Annotated in this window: 19 protein-coding genes and 1 other RNA gene; 6 read left to right on the top strand and 14 right to left on the bottom strand. The window is 66.4% G+C overall.

All coding sequences use genetic code 11. From position 1 onward, the window contains the following. From ACOOHB_RS04755 to trkA, 3 genes are read right to left on the bottom strand one after another with little or no spacing between them, the layout of a single operon-like run. Positions 1-1,548, bottom strand: coding sequence for a TrkH family potassium uptake protein (locus ACOOHB_RS04755; protein ID WP_420443663.1), 1,548 nt, complete (start codon positions 1,546-1,548; stop codon positions 1-3). Next, positions 1,545-3,176, bottom strand: coding sequence for a TrkH family potassium uptake protein (locus ACOOHB_RS04750; RefSeq protein ID WP_420443662.1), 1,632 nt, complete (start codon positions 3,174-3,176; stop codon positions 1,545-1,547). The genes ACOOHB_RS04755 and ACOOHB_RS04750 overlap by 4 nt, the downstream gene beginning before the upstream one ends. Next, complete coding sequence (gene trkA / locus ACOOHB_RS04745) at positions 3,173-4,516, bottom strand: Trk system potassium transporter TrkA (RefSeq protein WP_420443661.1); 1,344 nt, start codon at positions 4,514-4,516, stop codon at positions 3,173-3,175. The genes ACOOHB_RS04750 and trkA overlap by 4 nt, the downstream gene beginning before the upstream one ends. Positions 4,517-4,590: 74 nt before the next feature. On the opposite strand from trkA, the gene ACOOHB_RS04740 reads away from it, so the two are divergent. Next, positions 4,591-6,096: an FGGY family carbohydrate kinase gene (locus ACOOHB_RS04740; RefSeq protein ID WP_420443660.1), complete on the top strand. Its 1,506-nt coding sequence runs from the start codon at positions 4,591-4,593 to the stop codon at positions 6,094-6,096. Between the two features lie 57 nt (positions 6,097-6,153). Here the strand turns inward: ACOOHB_RS04740 and ACOOHB_RS04735 are convergent, their stop codons facing one another. The 4 genes from ACOOHB_RS04735 to queG form a co-directional block, all read right to left on the bottom strand. Further along, positions 6,154-7,338: an aminotransferase class I/II-fold pyridoxal phosphate-dependent enzyme gene (locus ACOOHB_RS04735; RefSeq protein WP_420443659.1), complete on the bottom strand. Its 1,185-nt coding sequence runs from the start codon at positions 7,336-7,338 to the stop codon at positions 6,154-6,156. A gap of 25 nt (positions 7,339-7,363) precedes the next feature. Continuing rightward, positions 7,364-7,816, bottom strand: coding sequence for an SRPBCC family protein (locus ACOOHB_RS04730; RefSeq protein ID WP_420443658.1), 453 nt, complete (start codon positions 7,814-7,816; stop codon positions 7,364-7,366). 110 nt (positions 7,817-7,926) lie between these two features. Then, a complete protein-coding gene (locus ACOOHB_RS04725) occupies positions 7,927-9,039 on the bottom strand; it encodes a glycosyltransferase family 4 protein (RefSeq protein ID WP_420443657.1) in 1,113 nt (370 codons plus the stop codon). Then, positions 9,039-10,226 carry a tRNA epoxyqueuosine(34) reductase QueG gene (gene queG, locus ACOOHB_RS04720; RefSeq protein WP_420443656.1) on the bottom strand — a complete coding sequence of 396 codons (1,188 nt, stop codon included), beginning with the start codon at positions 10,224-10,226 and terminating at the stop codon, positions 9,039-9,041. Before queG ends, ACOOHB_RS04725 begins: the two co-directional genes overlap by 1 nt. 109 nt (positions 10,227-10,335) lie before the next feature. Here queG and ACOOHB_RS04715 point away from each other — a divergent pair, with 109 nt between their 5' ends. Further along, the gene (locus ACOOHB_RS04715) at positions 10,336-11,226 is read left to right on the top strand and encodes a serine/threonine-protein kinase (RefSeq protein WP_420443655.1); all 891 of its coding nucleotides are present in this window, start codon (positions 10,336-10,338) and stop codon (positions 11,224-11,226) included. A gap of 113 nt (positions 11,227-11,339) precedes the next feature. Here the strand turns inward: ACOOHB_RS04715 and ACOOHB_RS04710 are convergent, their stop codons facing one another. From ACOOHB_RS04710 to ACOOHB_RS04700, 3 genes are all read right to left on the bottom strand, one after another. After that, on the bottom strand, positions 11,340-11,528 hold the full coding sequence (locus ACOOHB_RS04710; RefSeq protein ID WP_420443654.1) for a hypothetical protein: 189 nt from the start codon (positions 11,526-11,528) through the stop codon (positions 11,340-11,342). Positions 11,529-11,577: 49 nt separating this feature from the next. Beyond that, complete coding sequence (gene trpD / locus ACOOHB_RS04705; RefSeq protein WP_420443653.1) at positions 11,578-12,702, bottom strand: anthranilate phosphoribosyltransferase; 1,125 nt, start codon at positions 12,700-12,702, stop codon at positions 11,578-11,580. An 87-nt stretch (positions 12,703-12,789) separates the two neighbouring features. Then, a complete protein-coding gene (locus ACOOHB_RS04700; RefSeq protein WP_420443652.1) occupies positions 12,790-13,104 on the bottom strand; it encodes a WhiB family transcriptional regulator in 315 nt (104 codons plus the stop codon). Between the two features lie 254 nt (positions 13,105-13,358). On the opposite strand from ACOOHB_RS04700, the gene ACOOHB_RS04695 reads away from it, so the two are divergent. Continuing rightward, positions 13,359-13,802, top strand: coding sequence for a hypothetical protein (locus tag ACOOHB_RS04695; RefSeq protein ID WP_420443651.1), 444 nt, complete (start codon positions 13,359-13,361; stop codon positions 13,800-13,802). 83 nt (positions 13,803-13,885) lie between these two features. Beyond that, an RNA gene (gene rnpB, locus ACOOHB_RS04690) (RNase P RNA component class A) lies at positions 13,886-14,252 on the top strand. Between the two features lie 29 nt (positions 14,253-14,281). Here rnpB and ACOOHB_RS04685 read toward each other — a convergent pair. From ACOOHB_RS04685 to ACOOHB_RS04670, 4 genes are read right to left on the bottom strand one after another with little or no spacing between them, the layout of a single operon-like run. Next, positions 14,282-14,899 carry a histidine phosphatase family protein gene (locus tag ACOOHB_RS04685; protein ID WP_420443650.1) on the bottom strand — a complete coding sequence of 206 codons (618 nt, stop codon included), beginning with the start codon at positions 14,897-14,899 and terminating at the stop codon, positions 14,282-14,284. Positions 14,900-14,921: 22 nt separating this feature from the next. After that, a complete protein-coding gene (locus tag ACOOHB_RS04680) occupies positions 14,922-15,440 on the bottom strand; it encodes a hypothetical protein (RefSeq protein WP_420443649.1) in 519 nt (172 codons plus the stop codon). A gap of 42 nt (positions 15,441-15,482) precedes the next feature. Beyond that, positions 15,483-16,253, bottom strand: a complete 771-nt coding sequence (locus ACOOHB_RS04675; protein WP_420443648.1) for a zinc ribbon domain-containing protein — start codon at positions 16,251-16,253, stop codon at positions 15,483-15,485. Between the two features lie 34 nt (positions 16,254-16,287). Continuing rightward, entirely contained in the window at positions 16,288-18,555 is a 2,268-nt protein-coding gene (locus tag ACOOHB_RS04670) for a transglycosylase domain-containing protein (RefSeq protein ID WP_420443647.1), read from the bottom strand. Between the two features lie 77 nt (positions 18,556-18,632). Here ACOOHB_RS04670 and ACOOHB_RS04665 point away from each other — a divergent pair, with 77 nt between their 5' ends. Both ACOOHB_RS04665 and ACOOHB_RS04660 read left to right on the top strand, forming a co-directional pair. Beyond that, on the top strand, positions 18,633-19,337 hold the full coding sequence (locus tag ACOOHB_RS04665) for a thiamine diphosphokinase (RefSeq protein ID WP_420443646.1): 705 nt from the start codon (positions 18,633-18,635) through the stop codon (positions 19,335-19,337). Further along, positions 19,318-20,568: a hypothetical protein gene (locus ACOOHB_RS04660; protein WP_420443645.1), complete on the top strand. Its 1,251-nt coding sequence runs from the start codon at positions 19,318-19,320 to the stop codon at positions 20,566-20,568. The genes ACOOHB_RS04665 and ACOOHB_RS04660 overlap by 20 nt, the downstream gene beginning before the upstream one ends. Positions 20,569-20,573: the final 5 nt, after the last annotated feature.

The raw sequence follows: 20,573 nt of genomic DNA, 5'->3' as shown, positions 1-20,573 counted from the left end.
TCAACCGAGGCGCCGATGCATGCGCCGGGATCCGCGATGGGCGGCCAGCCTCCCGTAGCGCGAGCGGGTTCCCGCTCGCATCAGCGCCACGAACATCAGCATCGTCGGGAACACCTCGAGCCTGCCGAAGAGCATGAGTGCCATCAGCACGGGCCGCGAGTGGCGCTCGAACTCCAGTGCCGTATCAGTCGGACCTGCTGCGCCCATGGCAGGGCCGACGTTGCCGATAGCCGACAGTGCGCCGGAGAACCCCGTTTCGAGGTCATTGCCCAACGCCGTCATCGTCATCCCGCCGACCACGGCGAGCCCCAGATACAGCAGCACGAAGCCCAGCGCCCGAGCCGCCACCTCCTCGGCCACGAACGTGTCGCCGATGCGCATCGGCAGCACCGCTCGGGGGTGGCGCGCCCGGATCACCTCACGCACGGCGTAGCGGGTCACGATCTGGAGGCGGAGCACCTTCATCCCGCCTGCGGTCGAACCGCTCATACCCCCGACCACCATCAGCACCAGCAGCACGACCTGCGCTGACGGCGCCCAGATGGCCTCGCTGGTGTAGTCGCCGGCGGCGTATCCCGTATTCGACCCCAGCGACACCGCGTAGAAGACCGAATCGCGCACGTTGGCCCCAAATCCATTCCGCGTGATGTTGAGCGCGGTCAGCACGACAGCGGACCCGACGATCAGACCCAGGTACCAACGCAGCTCCGAATAGCCCCGCAGCATCGATCTGCTTCGCATGATCGTGTGCCAGTGCAACGAGAAGCTCGCTCCGCCGATGATCATCGCCGCGAAGAGCACAAGCTCGACCGAGATCGAGTCGAAGTACGCAATCGAGGCCGAATGTGTGGAGTAGCCGCCTGTCGCGACAGAGGTGAAGGCGTGAGCGACGGCATCGAACAGGCTCATCCCGGCGATCACGAGCGCCACTGCAACGGCAAGTGTGAGCCCCCCATAGAGCATCCACAACCGCCGGGCGGTGGCTGCGATGCGGGGCGTGAACCGATCCGCCGTCGGGCCAGGGGCCTCGTTGGCGATCAGCTCCAGACCGCCGATCTTCAGCGCGGGCAGCACCCCTACCGCCAGCACGATGAGGCCCATGCCGCCGAACCACTGGGTCATGGAACGGAAGAACAGAATCCCGTGGGTGACGCCGTCGATGTCGGCGAAGATGGTGGCGCCGGTGCAGGTGAAGCCCGAGATCGACTCGAACAGCGCATTATCGGCCTCACTCCACGGGATCACCCCGCTGAGCAAGTACGGCAGCGCTCCCGCCACCGACATCGCGAGCCACGCCCACGCCACCGAAGCGAAGGCAAGCGGTGAATCCGCTCGCGACGATTCGGTGGCGCTGCCCATCATCGCGCCGCCCACGCCGGTGGTGACCGCTGCGGAGACCAGCAGCGCCATCGCGCCGCCGCCCCCGTCGATGAATGCGACGCCTGCCGAGATCACCATGCCGATGGCGACGAAGATCAGCGCGGCTCCGCTCACCCGCACTGGGGTGGACTCGATGCGTCTCCCCAACCCGCCGACGGCGCTGCTCATCGCATCGGGGCCCGCAAGGGGTGACGCCGCACCCAGTAGCCGTGACGCACGGCTGCAGTCACCGGGTAGGCGGCGACGCTAAGTGCCACGAGCGCCGCTGTGACCGACATTCTCCCCAGCAGCATGAGCAGGCCAGCGGTGAGGTGGCCGAGCCAGCCCAGGGCGGCGAGGTGACCCACTGAGCCGACGTCCCCCGCAGCGGGGCCGACGTTCGACAGCGCAGATACGGCGTACGTCAGTGCATCGACGAGGTCCAGGCCGCTGGCGCTGAGTGCGACCGCGGCGGGGATCACCACGAGGGCGGCGAGCAGCGTCTCTCCCACGATGCGACTCATGGTGGTCTCCGAGATGGAAGAGCGGCCCAGGTGCAGTCGCCGGACGAGCGACGGCTGGGTCGCGCGGCGCAGCTCGCGGCCGATGTAGGACGCAAGGGTCAGTACGCGCACCATCTTGAAACCGCCCGCCATCGAGGCGCTCATGCCGCCCACCACCATGAGCATCAACAGCATCGACTGGCTGCCAGCCGACAGCTCGACCATCGGGACCACTTCGAAGCCCGTCGTGGAGATCGACGAAGTGACGGAGAACAGCGACCTGCGCAGGTGATCGGGACCGAAGTCGCCGCCGCTCCACAGCGCGACCGCAACTGCTGCGAAGACGATCAAGGTGACGTACAGGCGGAACTCGTAGCTGCGCAGGAATCGAGCCGGGTCACGACGCCGGAGTGCCACAAACATCAGCGGCAGGCTCACGCCTCCCGCAGCCATGCCGAAGATCGCCACCCACTCGACGGCGCCAGAATCGTAGATCCCGAGCGAATCGGCGTGCGTGGAGAAGCCTCCGGTCGAGGCGGTGGTCAGTGCATGCAGGCCACTGTCCAGCAGTGGCATACCGGCAGCGGCGTACCCGATCGCAATTGCCGCCGTGAGCGCCGCGTACAGCAGCAGCAGTCGGCCCACGGTGCCCGCGCTTCGGGGCGCCAGACGTCGAGCGGCGCGAGTTGCCACTCCCCCGTCGGCGTCGAGTCCGCCGACGCCCAAATGCGGAAGCACGTGCACCAGCACGACGATGAAGGCGGCGCCGCCGAGCCATTGCACTGCCATTCGCAACGCGAGCATCCCGCCGCCCAGCTCGTCGGGGACGATCGAGGTGCTGTTGGTCCCGGTCACCGCAGCTGCTGCCTCGGCAAATGCGGTGGCCAGCGCGGTGGGTTCGACAGCGCCCGTTGCTATGTGAGCCACTGCGACGACCCCAACCGCGGCGAACGACGCCAGTACCAGCGCTGTGAGGGTCTGGCGCTCGGTGATGCGTCGCTCAATGCGGCACAGCCGCAGCAGTCCCACAGCGATAACAGCGATGATGCAGCCAGCGATCAGCAGTGCCAGCGCGTCTGAGCCTGACTTCCCGCTGCCCGCGACCCGCCCGCCGACCAACCAGTCGAACACTGCACACGCCGCGAAGACGGGCAAAGCAGAGGCCAAGACCACCAAGGCCGTCACAGCAAGCGTCGATTCGTAGGGACCCCTCGCCCACGAGTGCAGCGCGCTTTGCGCTGCCCGCACCGCGCGCACCGCGAGACGGCGAATTCGCTGGCGCTGCGGGGCCCGGCGAGCCGGACGCGGTGTCACCGAAAGGCCTGCTTGACCTCGTCCACGCAATCGGGTGTCACGAAGGCGACCACGTGGTCCCGCGCCCTGAGCTCGCTGTGGCCGCGGGCAATGCGAGCCTTGCCGTCGCGCAGGATGGCCGCCAGCAGCATCTGGCCAGGAAGATGAAGATCGCGCACCAGCGAGCCATCGGCCCGCGAGCCCGCACTCACTTCGAACTCCAGTATCTCCACGTTGCCCTCAAGGAAAGTGGCGACCGCGGTCACGCCGCCGCGGACCATGCGCAGCACCATGTTGGCGCTGGCGGTACGGGGCGACAGCGCCGCGTCGATGCCGACCTGTTTCAGCAACGGCAGCAGCGACAGGCGATGCACTACGGCGATGGTCTCGGCGGCGCCCTCGGACGTGGCGTAGAGGCAGGCCAGCACATTGGCATCGTCCTCTCCGGTGGCTGCGACGACGGCGTCAAAGCTGCCGATGTCCTGACGAGCCAGGACGTCGATGTCTGTGATGTCGCCGTGCAGCACCAGCGCACCGGCATAGCGCTCGCTCAATTCCAAGCATCGATCATGGAGGATCTCGATGATGACCACATCGATGTGCCGCTCGAGCAACCGACCGGCCAGCAGCCCGGCGGTGCGACCGCCGCCCAGGATCATGACCCGGCGCAGGTCGGAGTGGCTCAGTCCCATGATCTGCACGAGTTCGCGGCGACCCTGGCGGCGGCAGACAACCCGCACGAGGTCGTTCGGCTGCAGCGTGGTCTCTCGTCGCATCACAGTGACCTCACCGTCACGTGCCAGAGCGCCGAAGATGAAGTCCCATTCCGGCTCGTAATAGGCGCCGATCTCGGCCATGGTCTTGCCGACCAGGGGGGCATCGGGGGCCAGGCGAGCACCGACCACCAGCACCTCGCCGTTCGCGAGCTCATTGATGTCGGACGCTCCGTGAAAGACGAGCAAATCCATGATCGCGTCCGCCGTCTGCTCGTCGGGATCGAGCACCAGGTCGACGCCGATGGCGTCTCGCAGCTCGCGGCCCGGAGCGCCGCGTAGATCGCTGTCCTGCAGGCGCGCCACGGTGGCAGGCACGCCCTGCTGCTTCGCCTGCATGCACGCGAGCAGATTGACCTCATCGGAATCGGTGACCGCCACCACCACGTCGGCTCTGTCCAGCCCGGCCTCGGCGAGCACCTTGGGGTTCGTGCCGCTCCCGTTCACCGTGAACAGGTCGAACTCCGATGCGAGCGCATCGAGCCGACCTGAATCCTGGTCGACGACGACGACGTCATTTCCCTCTCGACTCAGGCGCTCCGCGATGTAGCTCCCGACCTCGCCGGCCCCCACCACGAGAATCCTCACAATTGGCGACCCTACTTCGGGGCATGCTGAGGGGCGTTCATCTCGGGCAGGGACATCACGGGCAGGAGAACTACATGGCACTCGTGGTAGCGATCGATGCCGGCACGACCGGTGTGCGCTCCATGGCAGTAGGTGAATCCGGAGACCAAGTGGCCTACGCCTACCGGTCGTTCCCGCAGCATTATCCCGGGCCGGGTCTGGTCGAGCACGACCCGAATGAGATCTGGGAAGCCACGGTTGCCACTCTCGATGAGCTGTGCACGCGGCTTCGAGCGCTTGGTGAAGGGCAGATGCCCGCAGTTGCCACTATCGGCATCGCCAACCAGCGTGAGACAGTCGTTGCATGGGATCGTCGAACCTCCGAACCGCTTGCCCGTGCCCTCGTCTGGCAGGACGTCCGCACAGCGGCGCGCTGCGCTGAGCTGGAGGCTGCTGGGCACCTCGCCGAGGTCCGGCGCCGCACTGGTCTCGTGCTCAGCCCGTATTTCAGCGGCACCAAGATCGAATGGCTGCTGCGCCACGGCGGCGTATCGGCAAGCGGTGACCTTGCCATCGGAACTGTGGACAGCTGGCTGATATGGAAGCTGAGCGGCGGAACTGAGTTCACGACAGACGTCACGAATGCCTCGCGCACCCTGCTGTACGACATCGCCGCCAACGGATGGTCACCTCCGATGTGCGATCTGCTGTCCGTTCCCATTGCCGCTCTGGCGCAGGTGCGCCCATCGGTAGGTCGGTTCTGCCGGACTGCGGACACCACTCCGCTCGGCCCGGGCATTCCGGTGAGCGGCGTCGCCGGCGACCAGCAGTCGGCACTCTTCGGCCAAGGCTGCCATGAGGTCGGTATGGCCAAGAACACCTACGGCACAGGATCGTTCGTGCTGATGAACATCGGCGACGCGTGCCCGGAACCGATCGAGGGGATCCTGACCACCGTGGCCTGGGACCTCGGCGCGGGTCCCACGTATGCACTGGAAGGCTCGATCTTCGCCACCGGAGCCGCGGTGGGCTGGCTCACCGAGATCCTCGCCGGAGCGGTCGATCCGGCGGGGGCCGAATTGCTGGCCCGCAGCGTGCCCGACAGTGCTGGCGTCGTGGTAGTGCCAGCCTTCACCGGCCTCGGCAGTCCTTGGTGGGATCCGACCGCACGAGGAGCGATCATGGGCCTCACCTTCGCAGCCAAACCGGCTCACATCGCACGCGCCACGATTGAGTCCATGGCGTTGCAGACCCGAGATGTCATCGAAGCCATGAGCGCGGGTGCCGGCCGGGAAATCGCCGAGCTGAGAATCGACGGCGGGGCAGCTATCAACGATCTTCTGTGCAGTGTCCAAGCCGATCAGCTCGGCGTCCCCGTCAGCCGACCAGTGGTGACCGAGACCACCGCCTTGGGGGCGGCAATGCTGGCCGGGCTGGCAGAAGGGGTCTGGTCCTCGCCCGATGAGGCTGCATCGTTGTGGCGACTCGACCAACGCTTCGAGCCTTCGGGCGACCGGGTGGCCGCCGACAGACTTCATGGGTTGTGGCGCCAGGCACTCCAACGATCACTGCTCTGGTCGCCCGGCGAGGAATCCTCATAAGCGGCACGGTAGGTGGCGGAGGCCGCAACGTCCCCGGAGGTACTCAGCCGGCGGGAGTCAACTGGCGGGAGTCAGCTTGTCCAAGGCGACGCGTAGCTGGCTGGTTGCCTGCCGAATGCGGTGCTCATTCTCAACGAGTGCGAACCGTACGTGGCCCTCGCCCCCCGGTCCGAAGCCCACACCCGGCGACAGAGCGACGTTGGCTTCCGACACCAGCAGCTTGCAGAAATCGACCGACCCGAGATGGCGATACGGCTCAGGAATCTTGGCCCAGGCGAACATTGTTCCCTTTGGCGGTGCAATGTCCCAGCCGATGCGGCCGAGGCCGCGCACGAGAACGTCTCGCCGTTCGCGGTACGTCTCGCGCACCTGTGAGGGAAAGTCCTGCTCCTCGTTCATGACGACCGTGGCGGCAATCTGGATCGGCTGGAAGGTGCCGTAGTCGAGATAGCTCTTGAGCTTGGCGAGCGCAGCGATCATGTCGGCGTTTCCCAGGCAGAACGCCACTCGCCAGCCGGCCATCGAGAACGACTTCGTCAAGCTGTAGAACTCGACTGCGACCTCCTTCGCGCCTTGCGCCTGCAGGATCGAGGGTGGCTCGTAGCCATCGAAGCCCAATTCGGCGTATGCGAAATCGTGCACGAGCAGCACCTCGCGCTCACGAGCGAAATCCACGATCCGCTGCATGAACTCGAGATCGACGCACGCCGTTGTGGGATTGTGCGGAAACGACAGCACGATCACCCGTGGCCGAGGCCATGAGTACTCGAAGCGCTCCACCAGGCGTTCGAAAAAGGTCTCGCCGACGTCGAGTGGGACCTCCCGCACGTTGGCCCCGGTGAAGAGCGGCCCGAAGATGTGAATCGGGTACGAGGGTGCTGGTACCAGGCAGGCGTCGCCAGGCGCCAGCAGTGTCCACATGAGGTGAGAGAAACCCTCCTTGGCACCGATCGTGTTGATGACCTCGGTGTCAGGGTCGAGTTCGACTCCCCACTTGCGCTGGTACATGTCGGCAGCCGCAGCGCGCAGCTTGGGAATGCCGCGGCTGGCCGAGTAGCGGTGGTTGCGTGCATTGAGCGCGGCCTCCGCCAGCTTCTTCACGGCGCGCTCTGGTGACGGCAGATCAGGGTTGCCGAAGCCCAGGTCGATGACATCGGCACCTGCGCGCCGACGCTCGACCTTCAGCGTGTCGATGATCGTAAAGACGTACGGCGGCAGGCCACCGATGCGGCGAAACTCCATGGTGCGTGTGACGACCTTCGGCCCTTTAGGCCCCGGGGCCGGTCTCGAGCCGCGCCGCGAAGTCAGCCAGCGCGGTGTGGGCGATACGGCGCTCCGCACGTCGCTTGACGAAGCCGGGCAGGGGAACCGCCAGTTCCAGGGCGAGTTGGTACAGCACCTCGGTACGACCGGGTTCGGTCATGGAGTTGAACTCGTACCTGCCGTCGAGCTGCTTGACGACATCGCCGTCGACGAGCTTCCACGAGATCTGGTGGGGAGCCCCGCCGTGGTCGTAGGCCAGCGTGTACCTGGCCGTCCGCCCCAGCGCCTCGACGCGGAACGCGGCTTGCGCGACTCGGCCGGCCGGATCGCTCTCGATGACGGTCGCGGAAGAAATGTCGGTAGCCCACTCGGGGTAGCGCTCGATGTCGGTGATCAGCGCGTAGCAGGCTTCGGGGGATGCGGCCACAACCGTGGTCATTGTCATCTCATCGATCATCTGTGCGTCCCTGGTCTCGCGCGCTGTCGGGGGCCATTGTTTCAGGGTCCAACCCGACCGTGGCTCATTCTCGCAGGATGACGTGGCCGCTGACACTCGCAGCACGGCACTCACCGCAGGGTCGCCTCGAGTTCTGCTGCCAAACGTTCATAGGAGAATCGCTGTTCGGCCTCCGCACGCGCGGCGGTGCCCATTTCTGCTCTGCGAGCCGGAGACGACAGCAACTCGTCGATAGCGGCGGTCACCTCGTCGATGTTCGCAGGCCGATCAACGACGAGTCCCGTCCGGCCGTGAGCGACCGCCTCGTGGCTGCCACCCGAACGACCGGCGACGGCTGCCACGCCGCACGCGGCCGCCTCGACGAACACGATGCCGAACCCTTCCTGCTCCAGTCCCGCCCACCTGCTGCGGCACGGTGCAGCAAAGACGTCTCCCATCGCCATGAACTGCGGCACGGCATCGGCGCTGATGCGACCCAGGAACGTGACCGGAGCTGCGAGGCGGTGCCCGAGCCGTTCCAGCCGCGGTCGATCTCGCCCCGCGCCCGCAATCGCCAACTGGAGTCCGGGATGCTTCGAGCCCAAGCGTGACACCGCTTCGATGACTGCATCGAAGCCCTTGCGCGGCACCAGCCTGCTCAGACCCACCACGAGTGGCCCCGAGCCCAGACCGAAGCTGCGGCGAGCGGCCCGGTGCTCATCGGGCCCGAGCGGCACGAACCGATTCGTATCGACTCCGGGGGGAATCTCGGTAACGGGCAGTTCTCGAGACGCGCACCGCTGTGCCTCCGCTGCTGCATATCCGCCGGCTGAAATCACCATCGAGGCCGATCGCAGCACGCGGGCCAGCACGCCAGACAGGCCGGGCAGTCGTGCCGGCACTGTGACCTCGGCACCATGGAGCACCACGCCATAGGGCATGCCGAGACGCGGGCCCAGCGCGCCGAGGGGCAAGGCGGGGTCAAGCAGCACGATCTCGGCGCCGACCTCTTCGGCCAAGGCGCGGATCCGCTTCCCAAGGCCCGGATGCGGAAGCAGGACAGGATCGGGGGTACGCACGATCCGCATGGGCTGGGCAGCATCAAATGGGGCCGCGTTGCGGTGGGGTGTCGTGAGCACCGTCGTGGCGTCCGCCGGAAGGCGGCGCCACAGCTCCCACAGGTAGTTCTGTATCCCTCCGATCTTGGGCGGAAAATCGTTCGTGACCAGCAGATGAGGTCGCATCAGCCGCCAACGCGCCGTGGCTGCACCACCGAGGCAAGCTCCCCAGCCACCAGCCCGTCTGGATCATGCTCGCCGAGGCCCTCAGCTCGTGCACGGTCGACGAGATCTTCCCGCCCGAGCCGGCGGGCAGCCCACACTGCATGGCCGGCGACGACAGCCGACGGTGACGCCAGAGATCGGCACAACACCTCTTGGGTGGCCGCCGAGTCTGGATCGCCCACGTTTCCGAGTACCAGCAGCGCATTGCGACGCAGGTACTCGGGACGCCGGCGCGGTATATACCAGTGCCCGAACTCTGCCATCAGGGCATCGTCAGTCATCCGGAGTACTTCGACGACATCGACGTAGCTGCTGCGCGCCGTCCGGGCGCTTCCGAGCGACACCGACTGGGGCCGTGACTGCGATGTACCCGTCGCCGGATCGTTGAACGGGCAGACAACCTGGCAGTCATCGCAGCCGTACAGGCGGTCCCCCAGGGCAACGCGGAACTCAGTCGGGAACGCACCGGGGGCCTGGATCAGCCATGCCAGGCAGCGGTTCGCATCGAGCACCCCGGCAGTGTCAAGCGCACCGGTGGGGCACGCCACCTGACAGCGACGGCAGGCACCACAGCCGTCGGGCTCGACTTCACGCGGGGTTTCGAACTCGGCAGTCGTGACCACCGAGCCGAGCACGGTCCACGAGCCGAGCTCGCGCGATAGCAGCATCGTGTTGCGGCCCAGCCATCCCAAACCCGCGCGGGCTGCCGCAGCTCTATCCACCAAGCGGTTGTCGTCGTAGACCACAACCGCCTCGAATCCACTGCTCTGCAGGACTTCGCTCACCCGCTCAAGACCTTCACGCAGCGCGCCGTAGGCATCGGTCGCCACGTAAGCAGCCACCGATCCGCGGCCGCCCGCCGAGGGTGCGTCATCTGGCGCGACGCGCTCGTCGGGTGGCCTGTAGGAGCGTGCGCACACGACCACACTGCGTGCACCCGCCAAGATGGCCGCCGGCGTGGTGGAACGCTCGGGGCGTCCGTAGGTGAACCACATGCCTGCATGCAGGCCGGCCGCCTTGCGCTCGGAGATTGCATGCCGCTCCTCGACGAACGGCGACACATCGGTCACGCCGAGTGCATCGAGGCCGGCGTCGGCAGCAGCCCTTTGAAGCTGCGCCAGCAAGGTTCGGTCGGCGGCTGCAGCCATCTCTCAAGTGTGCCGTGAGCTTCACGCCGTACGCCGCCGGTCAGGGTCGCGGCTCGGCTCAGACCGGTTCTCTTATGCTGGAAGCGGCGCTCAAGCCGCGGCCGGTGCGATGTACGAAGACCAAATTGACGTCTGGGTTGGCCGCCAGTACGGCCCATACAAGATCACCGGGTTGCTGGGTCGCGGCACTGTGGCGCACTGCTACCGGGCTACGACGCTGCGAGGAGACGAGGTCGGTCTCAAGGTGTTGACGCCCTTTGCTGAGGCCCGGGCGGAAATTCGATCGCTGTTCGAGCAGGAATACGAGCTGATGGCCCGTTTGGACCATCCGCACGTACTCGCCGTCCATGGTGCCGGGGTGATCGGCGGCGCTCACTTCATGGAAATGGAGATTGTGGACGGCGAGACCCTCCAGGACCGCTGCGGCAGCCGCCACCCGCCGACCTTGACCGAGAGCATCGCCGTGATCCAGCAGATCTGCGCGGCCCTCGACCACGTCCACGAACACCGGATCGTTCATCGCGATGTCAAGCCGTCGAACATCATGCTCGAGACCCGGCCCGAGGGCAGCGACCGTGCAGTGCTTTTCGACTTCGGGCTGGCGCACGACCTTGACGGGCCTCCGTCGCCACCGGGCCGGGTGTATGGCTCGCCGATGTACCTCTCCCCCGAGCAGGCGTTGGCACAGCCTGTGGATGCTCGCACTGACATCTACGGCCTCGGGTCGACGCTGTATGTCCTGGCTGTGGGATCGGCGCCGTTCTACGGCGAACGGAACGACCTTCTGCACGCACACGTGCGCACACCGCCGCCCGATCCCGCCGAACGCGGCGTGTCAGCCGCGCTCTCGGAGATCATCCTGGCCGCCATGGCGAAGTCGCCCGAGGATCGCTTCGCGAGCGGCGCCGACCTCGCCGCTGCGCTGGCAGCGGTAGAAATCCCCGAGCCCGAAGGCGAGCGCCGCCGGGGGCTCTTGCGCCGGCTGACAAGCCGGGCATGAGACACAGCGCCGGCTGACAAGCCGGGCATGAGACACAGCGCCGGCTGACAAGCCGGGCATGAGACACAGCGCCGGCTGACAAGCCGGGCATGAGACACAGCGAGACGCTGTTTTCAGCTGACCCCGTGGCGGTAGCGCTCGACGAGTTCCGCCTCGTCGACGCCGTACACCAAGACCGTCTGCGGCGGTCCGCCGTCGAATGCGACGATCGCCATCACCCGACGGTCCCCCGGTCGTACACCGACCACGGTGCCGGTCCATCCGACCATGCAGGCACGGCGCTCGTCGGATGTCTCCGCCAAGCGAACAACGTCACCGACGCCGAACGGGAGCGAGAGGCCGACAACCACGCTAGGTGCCCTCTGCTGCCAGTCGCGTCGTGAGCTCGATCGCCGCTTCGAGCTTCGCGGCTGCACGCCCGTCAGCCACAGCGTTGCAGGCCAACTCGAAACCTTCCGCGAAATCATCAACTAGCCCCGCGACGACCAATCCCGCACCGGCGTTGAGCGCCACGATCTGAGCTCTGGGTCCGGTCTCTTCACCTGCAACGATCGCACGCAGGATGTCTGCGTTCTGCTGCGGGGTGCCGCCCCATAGTGCGGCTCGATTGACGCGTTCGAGGCCGATCGACGTCGGATCGAATTGGAACTCGTCGGTGATCTCTCCCTCACGCACCTCGTAAATGCGCGTGAGGTCCGTCAACGTGATCTCATCGAGGCGGTCTGCGCCATGGACAATCAGCGCCAGTTCCGCACCCCGGGCTGCGAGCACCCCGGCGACGCGTGGCGCCATGACCGGATCGCTGACCCCGAGCACCTGACGTTTCACGCGGGCGGGGTTTGCCAGCGGTCCGAGGAAGTTGAACGTGGTGGGCACACCGAGCTCGGTGCGCACCGGCCCTGCGAAGCGCATTGCCGGATGAAATTTCTTGGCGAACGCGAATCCCAATCCGATCTCCGAGATGCATCGCTCGACAGCCGGTCCGTCCAGATCGATCGCAAGGCCCAGTGCTTCGAGGGTGTCGAACGAACCCGACGACGACGTGGCTGCCACCGAGCCGTGCTTGCAGATCACCGCGCCGGCGGCCGCCGCAACGAACGCCGCCATGGTGGACACGCTGAGCGCGTGTTGCTGCCGTACCGGGGCTCCGCCACTGCCGACGATGTCGATCGCGCCGTCGGGAGCCGTCAGCGGGACCGCCGCATCGTGCATGGCGTCCACGAGACCTGTGAGCTCGGGGACCGAACCGCCCTTCATTCCCAAAGCGATGATGAAGCCGGCCAGCTGGGCGTCGGTGGCGTTCTCGCTCAGGATGCTGCCGAGCGCTGCGCGCGCCACTTCCGGGCTCAGGTCTATACCTGCCACCAGATCTGTGAGGACGGCCTTCCAGCCGCCGAAGTGTGCCAGTGGATGTGTAGGGACCCCGTCGGGACCATCGATGTCCGAGGCGCCAGTCTCTGTGGTGACAGTGTTCACGAATCGGAGACTAGCGATGTGCCCAAAAGCGCCCGGTCGCACCTCTCTCCGGGCGCTGTGCGGGAGCGGCGGTCTGGATCAAGCCGTTCAGTTCGAGCTGGCAGCCGCCTGCGCATTGCGAGCGCGCGCTGCGGCGCGGCGCCTTCGGCGAATGATGCGTACACGCTCGGCGGCCGTCTGCCCGCCCCAGACGCCCTCCTTCTCCCGAACCGCAAGCGCGTACTCGAGGCACTCGCCCGATACCGCGCACGCCGCGCAGACCGCTTTCGCCTCGAAGGCGCCCTCTTCGTCGCCCGTCCCGTCGCTGTCAGAGGGGTAGAAGATCTCGGCTTCGAGGCCTCGACAGGCAGCGTGATGCTGCCATGCGAGCAAATCGGTGACGAGGTCTCCGTGCTGATCCACGACGACCCGGATGGGGTCCGTGCTCGCGGGTTGTGATCTCGCGGTCCGTGGGCTGACGTGAGCTGTTGCTGTGACAGTAGGCATCTGACGCGCAATCTTGTCGATGCGTCGCGTCTTGTCAAGGGCTTATTGAGCGTTCAGTAGCCATCAAGGATCCTGATGCATGAGGCTTGCGCTGAGGGCGCAGACTGATCCTCAACGCCCTTGCCCCTTCGACAACCCGATATCTCACGCCGCAGGCGGAAAGCCACACCATGCGCAGTTTCTTGCAAGTCTTCGGTCAAAACGTCGAGCGCCGAGCGATCGTGCCTGGCGCGCTCGTTTCCGCTGGTAGCGCGCTTGTGGTGGGCGTCGCCCTCGGGAGCCTGGTGCCGGAGCGGACTGCTGCGGCGTACGCCGTCAACGGCCTGTTGTTCGTCGGACTGATCGCCGGGGGCGCTGTCGCTGCAGCCAAGGCTCGAGAAAATCACCTGCTGTCGGCAATTCTGACCTCGGGTCCCGTGATGATCCTGGCAGTGGTCGTACAACTGATCCGTCGCTTCGGTTCCGGCGAAGCGGTTGCGCCCCTCGGTCTCCCGCTCGTGATGCTGCTGGCGGCATCGCTGGCGACCTTGGGCGGCGTGCTCGCCGGCATCGTGCGACAGCGTCGACGTTCGTTGCTGGATCCTGAGGAGCCACGCCGCTCACGCAAGCGCTGACCGGCCCCAAGGTGCTCCGTTGCCCGCTTTCGTTCGCTGCGCTCACGGGCCGCTCGGGTCCTGACTACCCTTGTGGGCTGCGGTGAGTCGGCCGGGTGGCCGCGGTCCGGCATCGCGTCATTGACCCGAAGCTGGCCCGAGGAAGGTCGGGACTCCACAGGGCAGGGAGCTGGCTCGCAACCAGGCGCCGCGAGGCGACGGAAAGTGCAACAGAGAGCAGACCGCCGATGGACTGGACAACCCGTCTGGTCACAGGCAAGGGTGAAACGGTGCGGTAAGAGCGCACCATCGCCGGGGGCGACTCCGGCGGATCGGCAAACCCCTCCCGGAGCAAGGCCAAGCAGGAATCGGACGGCCCGTCCCATGATTCCGGGTAGGCCGCTCAGATGGATGGCCACCCCGACGGCATCAGCCGACGGACAGAATCCCGCCTACAGGCCGGCTCACCGCCCCTACTGGCCAGCGGAGTGTTACGACGCTCAGCTGCTGGTCCGAGGCCTGCCGGGTTCCAAGTGCGACGTGTCGTTGAACGTACTGAGCACTGGCGCACCTGACCGGAAGCCGATCCGAGTGATCTGGGCCTGGGCGACATGCATGCGCCAGCCGATCTCTTCGGCGGTGCCGAGGGCCCATCGAACCGCCGATTTGATCGGTGAGACGTGCGTGAAGACCGCGATGTGCCGCGATGCCGCCTCTCGTGCCAAGTCGTCGCAGGCTGCGCCGACGCGATCATTGAGTGCCACCAAGGATTCACCGCCGGGCAGGGTGAATTCCGGGTCGGCACGCCATTGCCCCCACATCTCGGCTCGCACCTCCGAGATTGGGATCCCGTCCCACTCGCCGTAGTCCAGCTCTGACCAACGCTCGTCAATGGACATCTCGATCCCCAGCAGCTCACTGGTGGCCTCCGCGGTCTGACGCGCGCGCAGCAGTGGCGAGGACACGATCCTGACGGGCCGGTGATCGCCCCGTGACAGCGCAGCAGCGATCTGGGTCGCCTGCTGGACGCCGACCTCGTCGAGCTCGTTGTCGACTCGCCCCTGCAGCAATCCGGCCGCGTTGGCACTCGTGCGCCCGTGGCGTACGAGGATCAGCATGGGCGCCCGTGGCGTACGAGGATCAGCATGGGCCACCTCCACCTCTCCGGTACTGCGGCCCCGCACGGTAGGTCAAACGACCAGATCGCCAGAAGTCAGCCCGGGCCGTCGAGCTGTGCGCCAAGCCGGCGGCGCGCCAGATCCACCAGCAGCCGGCGAGCCCCACGAGTTCCATGATGCCGATCAGCCAGACGCTCCGAGCGGCCAGCGGCAGCGTTGCGCCTGCCGTGTCGCCTCCCACGGGCCACCAGAACAGTGCGGGCTGGATCCACGCTCCTTCGAACACCTGGTGCCAGAAGACACCGATCGGCAGCGCCAGCCAGCGGCGACGCGCCCGCCGACGCCCGACGGTCGCCAGCATCACCGCCACGAGTCCGCCGACCGGCAGCGCCAATGAGTGAATGAATGGCGCTCCGCCAGTTGCAGCGTGCATGACGGCGGGCAGCAGCGCTCCCGCCACGATGAGGCGATGGTCGATAACAGGGTCGCCGAAGAACCAGCGCATTGCCGCCAGCGATGTCGCCACGAACCACAGCAACATCAGTCCGTTCCCCTGCGTGGCTGGATCGGTTGATCCACCGGCTCAGCGCACGAGCAGTGCCCCACATTGGGGACACTCGACTAACTCGTCGGGTTCGAGGTGCATGATGCGCTCGAAGTCGACCGAGGAGACCTCGAGGTGGCACGCGCTGCAGGTGGTGCCGACGAGCCGGCCGACGACAGGAGCGCCCCGGGCAATCGCCCGGCGCTCCTCATATATCGACACCAGGGCGGGATCGGCTGAGCCGACGAGCGCTTCGCGCTCGGCGATCGCGTCGTTGTGCTGAGTGCTTGCCTCGCTCTCTGCGTCGGCGATTGCAGCGTCCACTGCTGCCATGTGTTCGGTCGCCGCTGCGTGACGTCCCTCCAGATCGGCTCGGGCGCTGCTGAGCGGCTCAAGCTGCTCCATCAATTCGAGGATCTGGTCCTCGATCTCCATCTGACGCCGTTTGAGTGACACTGCTTCGGCCGTGAGCGCTTCTGCCTCCTTCGGCGACGTCAGGTGGCTCTCGTACAGTCGCTCGGAGTTGTGCGCGCGCTTGGCCTCGATGCGTGCGACTTCATCTTCCTGTTTGCGCTGTTGGCGCTCCAGGTCCCCGATCTGAGCGGCAAGCATCCTTGTCTCAGCTGCCAGCTTGGCAAGCTCGGCCGCGATACCGGTGCGGGTCTCGCGCTCAGGCAGGTGCTCGACGTGATGATCGATCTGTTCCAGCCGAACGTCGAGGTCCGCGAGCTGGCCGAGTGCTGCCAGCCCGCTCGACTGGGAGCCGGGCTCACCGGTGGGAGCACCTGGCTCGGAAGCGTCTGGCGTCATCGGTGTCCAGTGGTCGAGTGAACGTGCATCGGGCTCAGGCCTGGTCGTCTTCAGTTCCGTCCCCGCCGAGATCTGCACCAGTTTGATCTGTGCTGTCCTGCGGGCTGGATTCGTCAGTATCGCCCACGGGTTCGGTCGTTCGCGCCGCGAGCTCGGCTGCGATCTGGGTGCAGCGGATCCACTCGAACCTCGTCTCGCCATCGGTTGCTGGTACAGCAACCTTGCAGAGCGCATCAGGCAGAGGCTCGAATTCGTTGTTCTCGGTTGGGCGAACCATGCTGCATGGCAGGTCGAATTCGAGTGGAGGCTCCGACTGGGCCACCGCTACGGCGATCGAGCAAGTATCCCCGGACAGGAACAGGTACTGGCTGGCTCGAGGCGGAGGTGGCGCCGGCGGGAACCCTCGCAGTCGCGTGCCCTCCAGAGCCCTCTCCATGTAGGCGGACCAGATGCGCGCCGGGATCCAGCCCCCGGTGGCCCGCCGACCCTGGATTTCGCCCATCGGGATCTGCTCGTCGGGGTGGCCCATCCACACCGCGGTCGACATGTGCGGCGTGAAACCCACGAACCAGGCGTCATGAAATGACTGCGTCGTGCCAGTCTTGCCCGCAGCAATCTGCCCGCTTGCTAGCTGGGCCCGCGTCCCGGTACCAGATCTCACATTTTCCTGGAGAACCGATGTCACCCAGTCAGCAGTCGCAGACGACACCACTCGCCGACCGTGCGGCGCATGCTCGTAGAGCACCTCGCCGAAATTGTTCTCTATGCGGGTCACATAGAACGGCTCCATCCGAACTCCGCCGTTGACGAACGTGCCGAACGCCACGGACTGCTCCAGCGGCGTGACCTCCTGCGCGCCCAGCGAGATCGACGGATACGGCAGGAAGCTGTCCTCGCCCGACCGACCGACGAGGCGATTCGCCATCGCGACGACCTCATCTAGGCCGGTGACCAGGCCCAGTCGGACGAACGCGCAGTTCGAGCTGGCGGTTGTCTGCTGCTCCAGTGTGGCCACCCGGCCTGGGCTGCTGGCGAAGTTGCTCACCTCGTAGTCGTCGAGCGGCGGGTTGGGAAAGACACATGGTCCCTGCCCGCTGATCGTGTCGAACGGATAGAGGCCGGCGCGCTCGATCGCGGACGCAATGACGTAGGGCTTGAACGACGATCCGGGTTGGCGCCGGCCTTGGGTGGCGAGGTTGAACTCCGAATCGCTGAAGGCTGGGCCGCCGATGAACGCGAGCACCGCTCCGGTCGACGGATCGACGCTGACGATGGACACCTCGAATTCGCCCGTGCCCTCCGGCAGGACCTCCGCCACGGAGGTGCGCATGTTCCTCTGCAGCTCGGGACGCAGCGTCGTCCACACTCTCAGACCACCGCCGAATACCTGGCTGAAGCGGGCCTGGTAGGTGTCTCCGAGAGCTGGGTTGGCGAGCAGGGCCCGCCGCACTTCGACCAAGAAGTAATCGCGCCGAAGAGCCACGTCGGTGCGACGTGGCGACAGGTTGCGACTTGGCAGCGGCCGCCGTTCGAATGCGTCCCGCTGGGCCTCAGTGATGATCTGCGCATCGACGGCTTGCTGCAGCGACCTGCTGCGGCGCCGGGCCATCGTGGAGATGTTCTGATCGAATCCGTCGAACAGGCCGGGGCTGCGAATGAGACTTGCGAGGAATGCTGCATCGCCCACGTCGAGCGCCGAGACGTCCTTGCCGAAGTAGGTCTCGGCCCCGGCTTGCAGTCCGTACGCACCGTTTCCGAGATACACCTCGTTGACGTAGAACTCGAGGATCTGTTCCTTGGAGAATTCTTCCTCGAGCCGCGCCGCAATCACCGCCTCACGGATCTTGCGGTTGAAGCTGCGCTCGCTGCCCACCACACGGAGCTTGACGATCTGCTGGGTGATTGTGGAGCCGCCCGACGCAATCCCGCCAGCGGACACGTTCGACACCAGTGCTCGTGCAGTCGCCCGCAGATCCACGCCGTTGTGGAGCCAGAACTTGCTGTCCTCCACCGCCACGATCGTGGCGACAACTTCGTCGGGCACTTGGTCCAGCGTGATGATCTCGCGGTCGATGTCGTTCACCAGGATGCCGATCGGACCGCCGTCAGAGTCAAATACCTGGGTCCGCTGAGCCCCGGGCCGCAAGTCGATCGTGATGTGATCGCGGTCGCGTTCGACGGCGTCGAAGGTGCGTTCGACATGGGGCGCGGAGGCGCGGGCGCCGATCGTGACGACGGCTGCGCAGACCGCGATCATCACGGCGAGCAGGGGCAGCCGGGCGAGCCGGCGGGCGACATCCACGTTGAACTGCAAGGTACCGGGCCGACATCGCGCACCCTGCGCGCCACAAACCGGCCGCTGGGCATCACACTGGTGCCATGAGTCCGGCTGCATCTGGCGAGTGGTCCCTCGACGGGGCACACCTCGATGCCCGCTGCGTCTGGATTATCGACGGCGGCCCCAGCGCGCCTCGCCGACTCCCGCCCGGCGAGCCCACCTGCGTCATTGCCGTGGATCGTGGCTTGGCCCACACGCTGCGGCTGGGCTTGCGACCCCACGTTGCCGTCGGAGACTTCGACTCGGTCGATGCCGGAATGCTGGCGCGGACGCGTGACGAGTGGCCTGACCTCCTCATCCAGCGACACCATCGGCACAAGGCGCACAGCGATCTGGACTTGGCCCTGAGCTTCGCGTGGGGGCTGGATCCCGCCGAGATCGCACTGGCGAGCGGTGCCGGCGGCAGGCTCGACCACATGATGATCTCGGTGACGATGCTCGCACGGCCTCGCTATGCCGCGCTGCCGCTCGTGGCCTACGTCGGCGCAAGTGTCGTACGCGCTGCAACCACCGGCATGACCATTGCATTGCCATCGGACGACGGGAATCTGCTGACACTGCTTGCCGTGGGCGGAGCCGCCCGTGTGAGTACGACTGGGCTGCGATGGAACCTGACTGGATCGACGCGGCTCCCCAGTGCGGCGTCGCTCGGACTGAGCAATGAACTCACTGCACCCTCGGCCCGCCTCGGAGTACACGCAGGCACCGTTCTTGCGATACAGACACATGGCAAGCCGCTTCCGTGAGCGACTCGCCGGGCGTGGGGCCCGGCGAGTTCGGATCTTCGCCGCCTTCACGTGCGCAGCGGTCGTCCTTGCCGCTGGCTGCGCGGACACGGACCGGGGATCCGCCGCGGTGCGCGTCCTGACGTATCGCGATTTCCACCTGCCCGCCGACGCCCTCGAAGCGTTCACCGCCGAGACGGGCATCGAGATCGTGGTGTTCCGGGAGGACACGCCCGCCGATGTCATCGAGTTGCTGGAGCGCAGCCGTGCCCATCCCGTGGCCGACGTTGTGGTGGGCATTGACACGCTTGACCTGCAGTACGTCATCGACAGCGGCCTCACCGTGCCCTATGCGCCACTGGCGCCAGGTCCGCTGGTGGAGGACCTCGCTGTCGAGGCCCACGCACTGACGCCGATCAGCTACCTCGATGCCTGCCTGAACTATCTGCCGTCGTTCTACGTCACGCCCGAGCGTCGCATTGACGAATTGCCCGACGCTGAATTCGGGCCGCCTCCGGTGCCGCGCGGCCTCGAAGCCCTCCACGATCCGGCACATGCCGGAACGGCAGTGATCCCGGACGCGGCGACGAGCCGCATGGGCATATATCTGCTGGTTGCACTCGAGCGGCTGTATCCCGAGCGCGGCGGTGACGAGGTGACACCGTGGCCTCAGATTCTTGACCAGATGCTGCGTTGGGGAGTTGAGCTCGCACCGACCTGGGAGATCGCGACCTTCGAGCGCTTTGCCGGTGGGGAGCCTCCGCTGCTGCGGCCGATCAGCCAGGATGATCCCGATCCTGTGACGTTGGAGTCGCTGCGGGGTCGCCTGCCGATGACATGGGGCACCACTGGACTGCCGTCGGTCTATGCCCAGTACCAACCCGGTTTGCCCGAAGCGCTCGACATTGCGGTGGTGACCGACGACTGCGTTCGCATCGGGTTCTATGCCGGAGTCGTCGCTGGAGCGCAGAACCAGTCCCTCGGAGGGCGCCTGATCGACGCCATGGGGGAACCACTCTTCCAATTCGGCGTGAGCGATCGGTTCGGTTCGCGCCCAGCGCGCAGCGACATCCTGAGTACACCGGAATGGCAGGAATTCGGGGTGAGAGTGCACCCGTATCGGCCCGATCCTGCCTATGTGGGCGCCAACTGGAAGGTATGGCAGCTCACCTGGAGCCAGGTCGTGCGGAACTTCCAGACCGGTCCTCCCCCACCCGAGCCCGAGGTGACTGTGACACTGCCCGGAAACTAGAGCGT

This window comes from Candidatus Poriferisodalis sp., from assembly GCF_965215815.1.
GTDB lineage: Bacteria > Actinomycetota > Acidimicrobiia > Acidimicrobiales > Poriferisodalaceae > Poriferisodalis.
The sequence above is the reverse complement of the archived record's forward strand: the minus strand, read 5'-3'. Positions and strand labels throughout refer to the sequence as shown.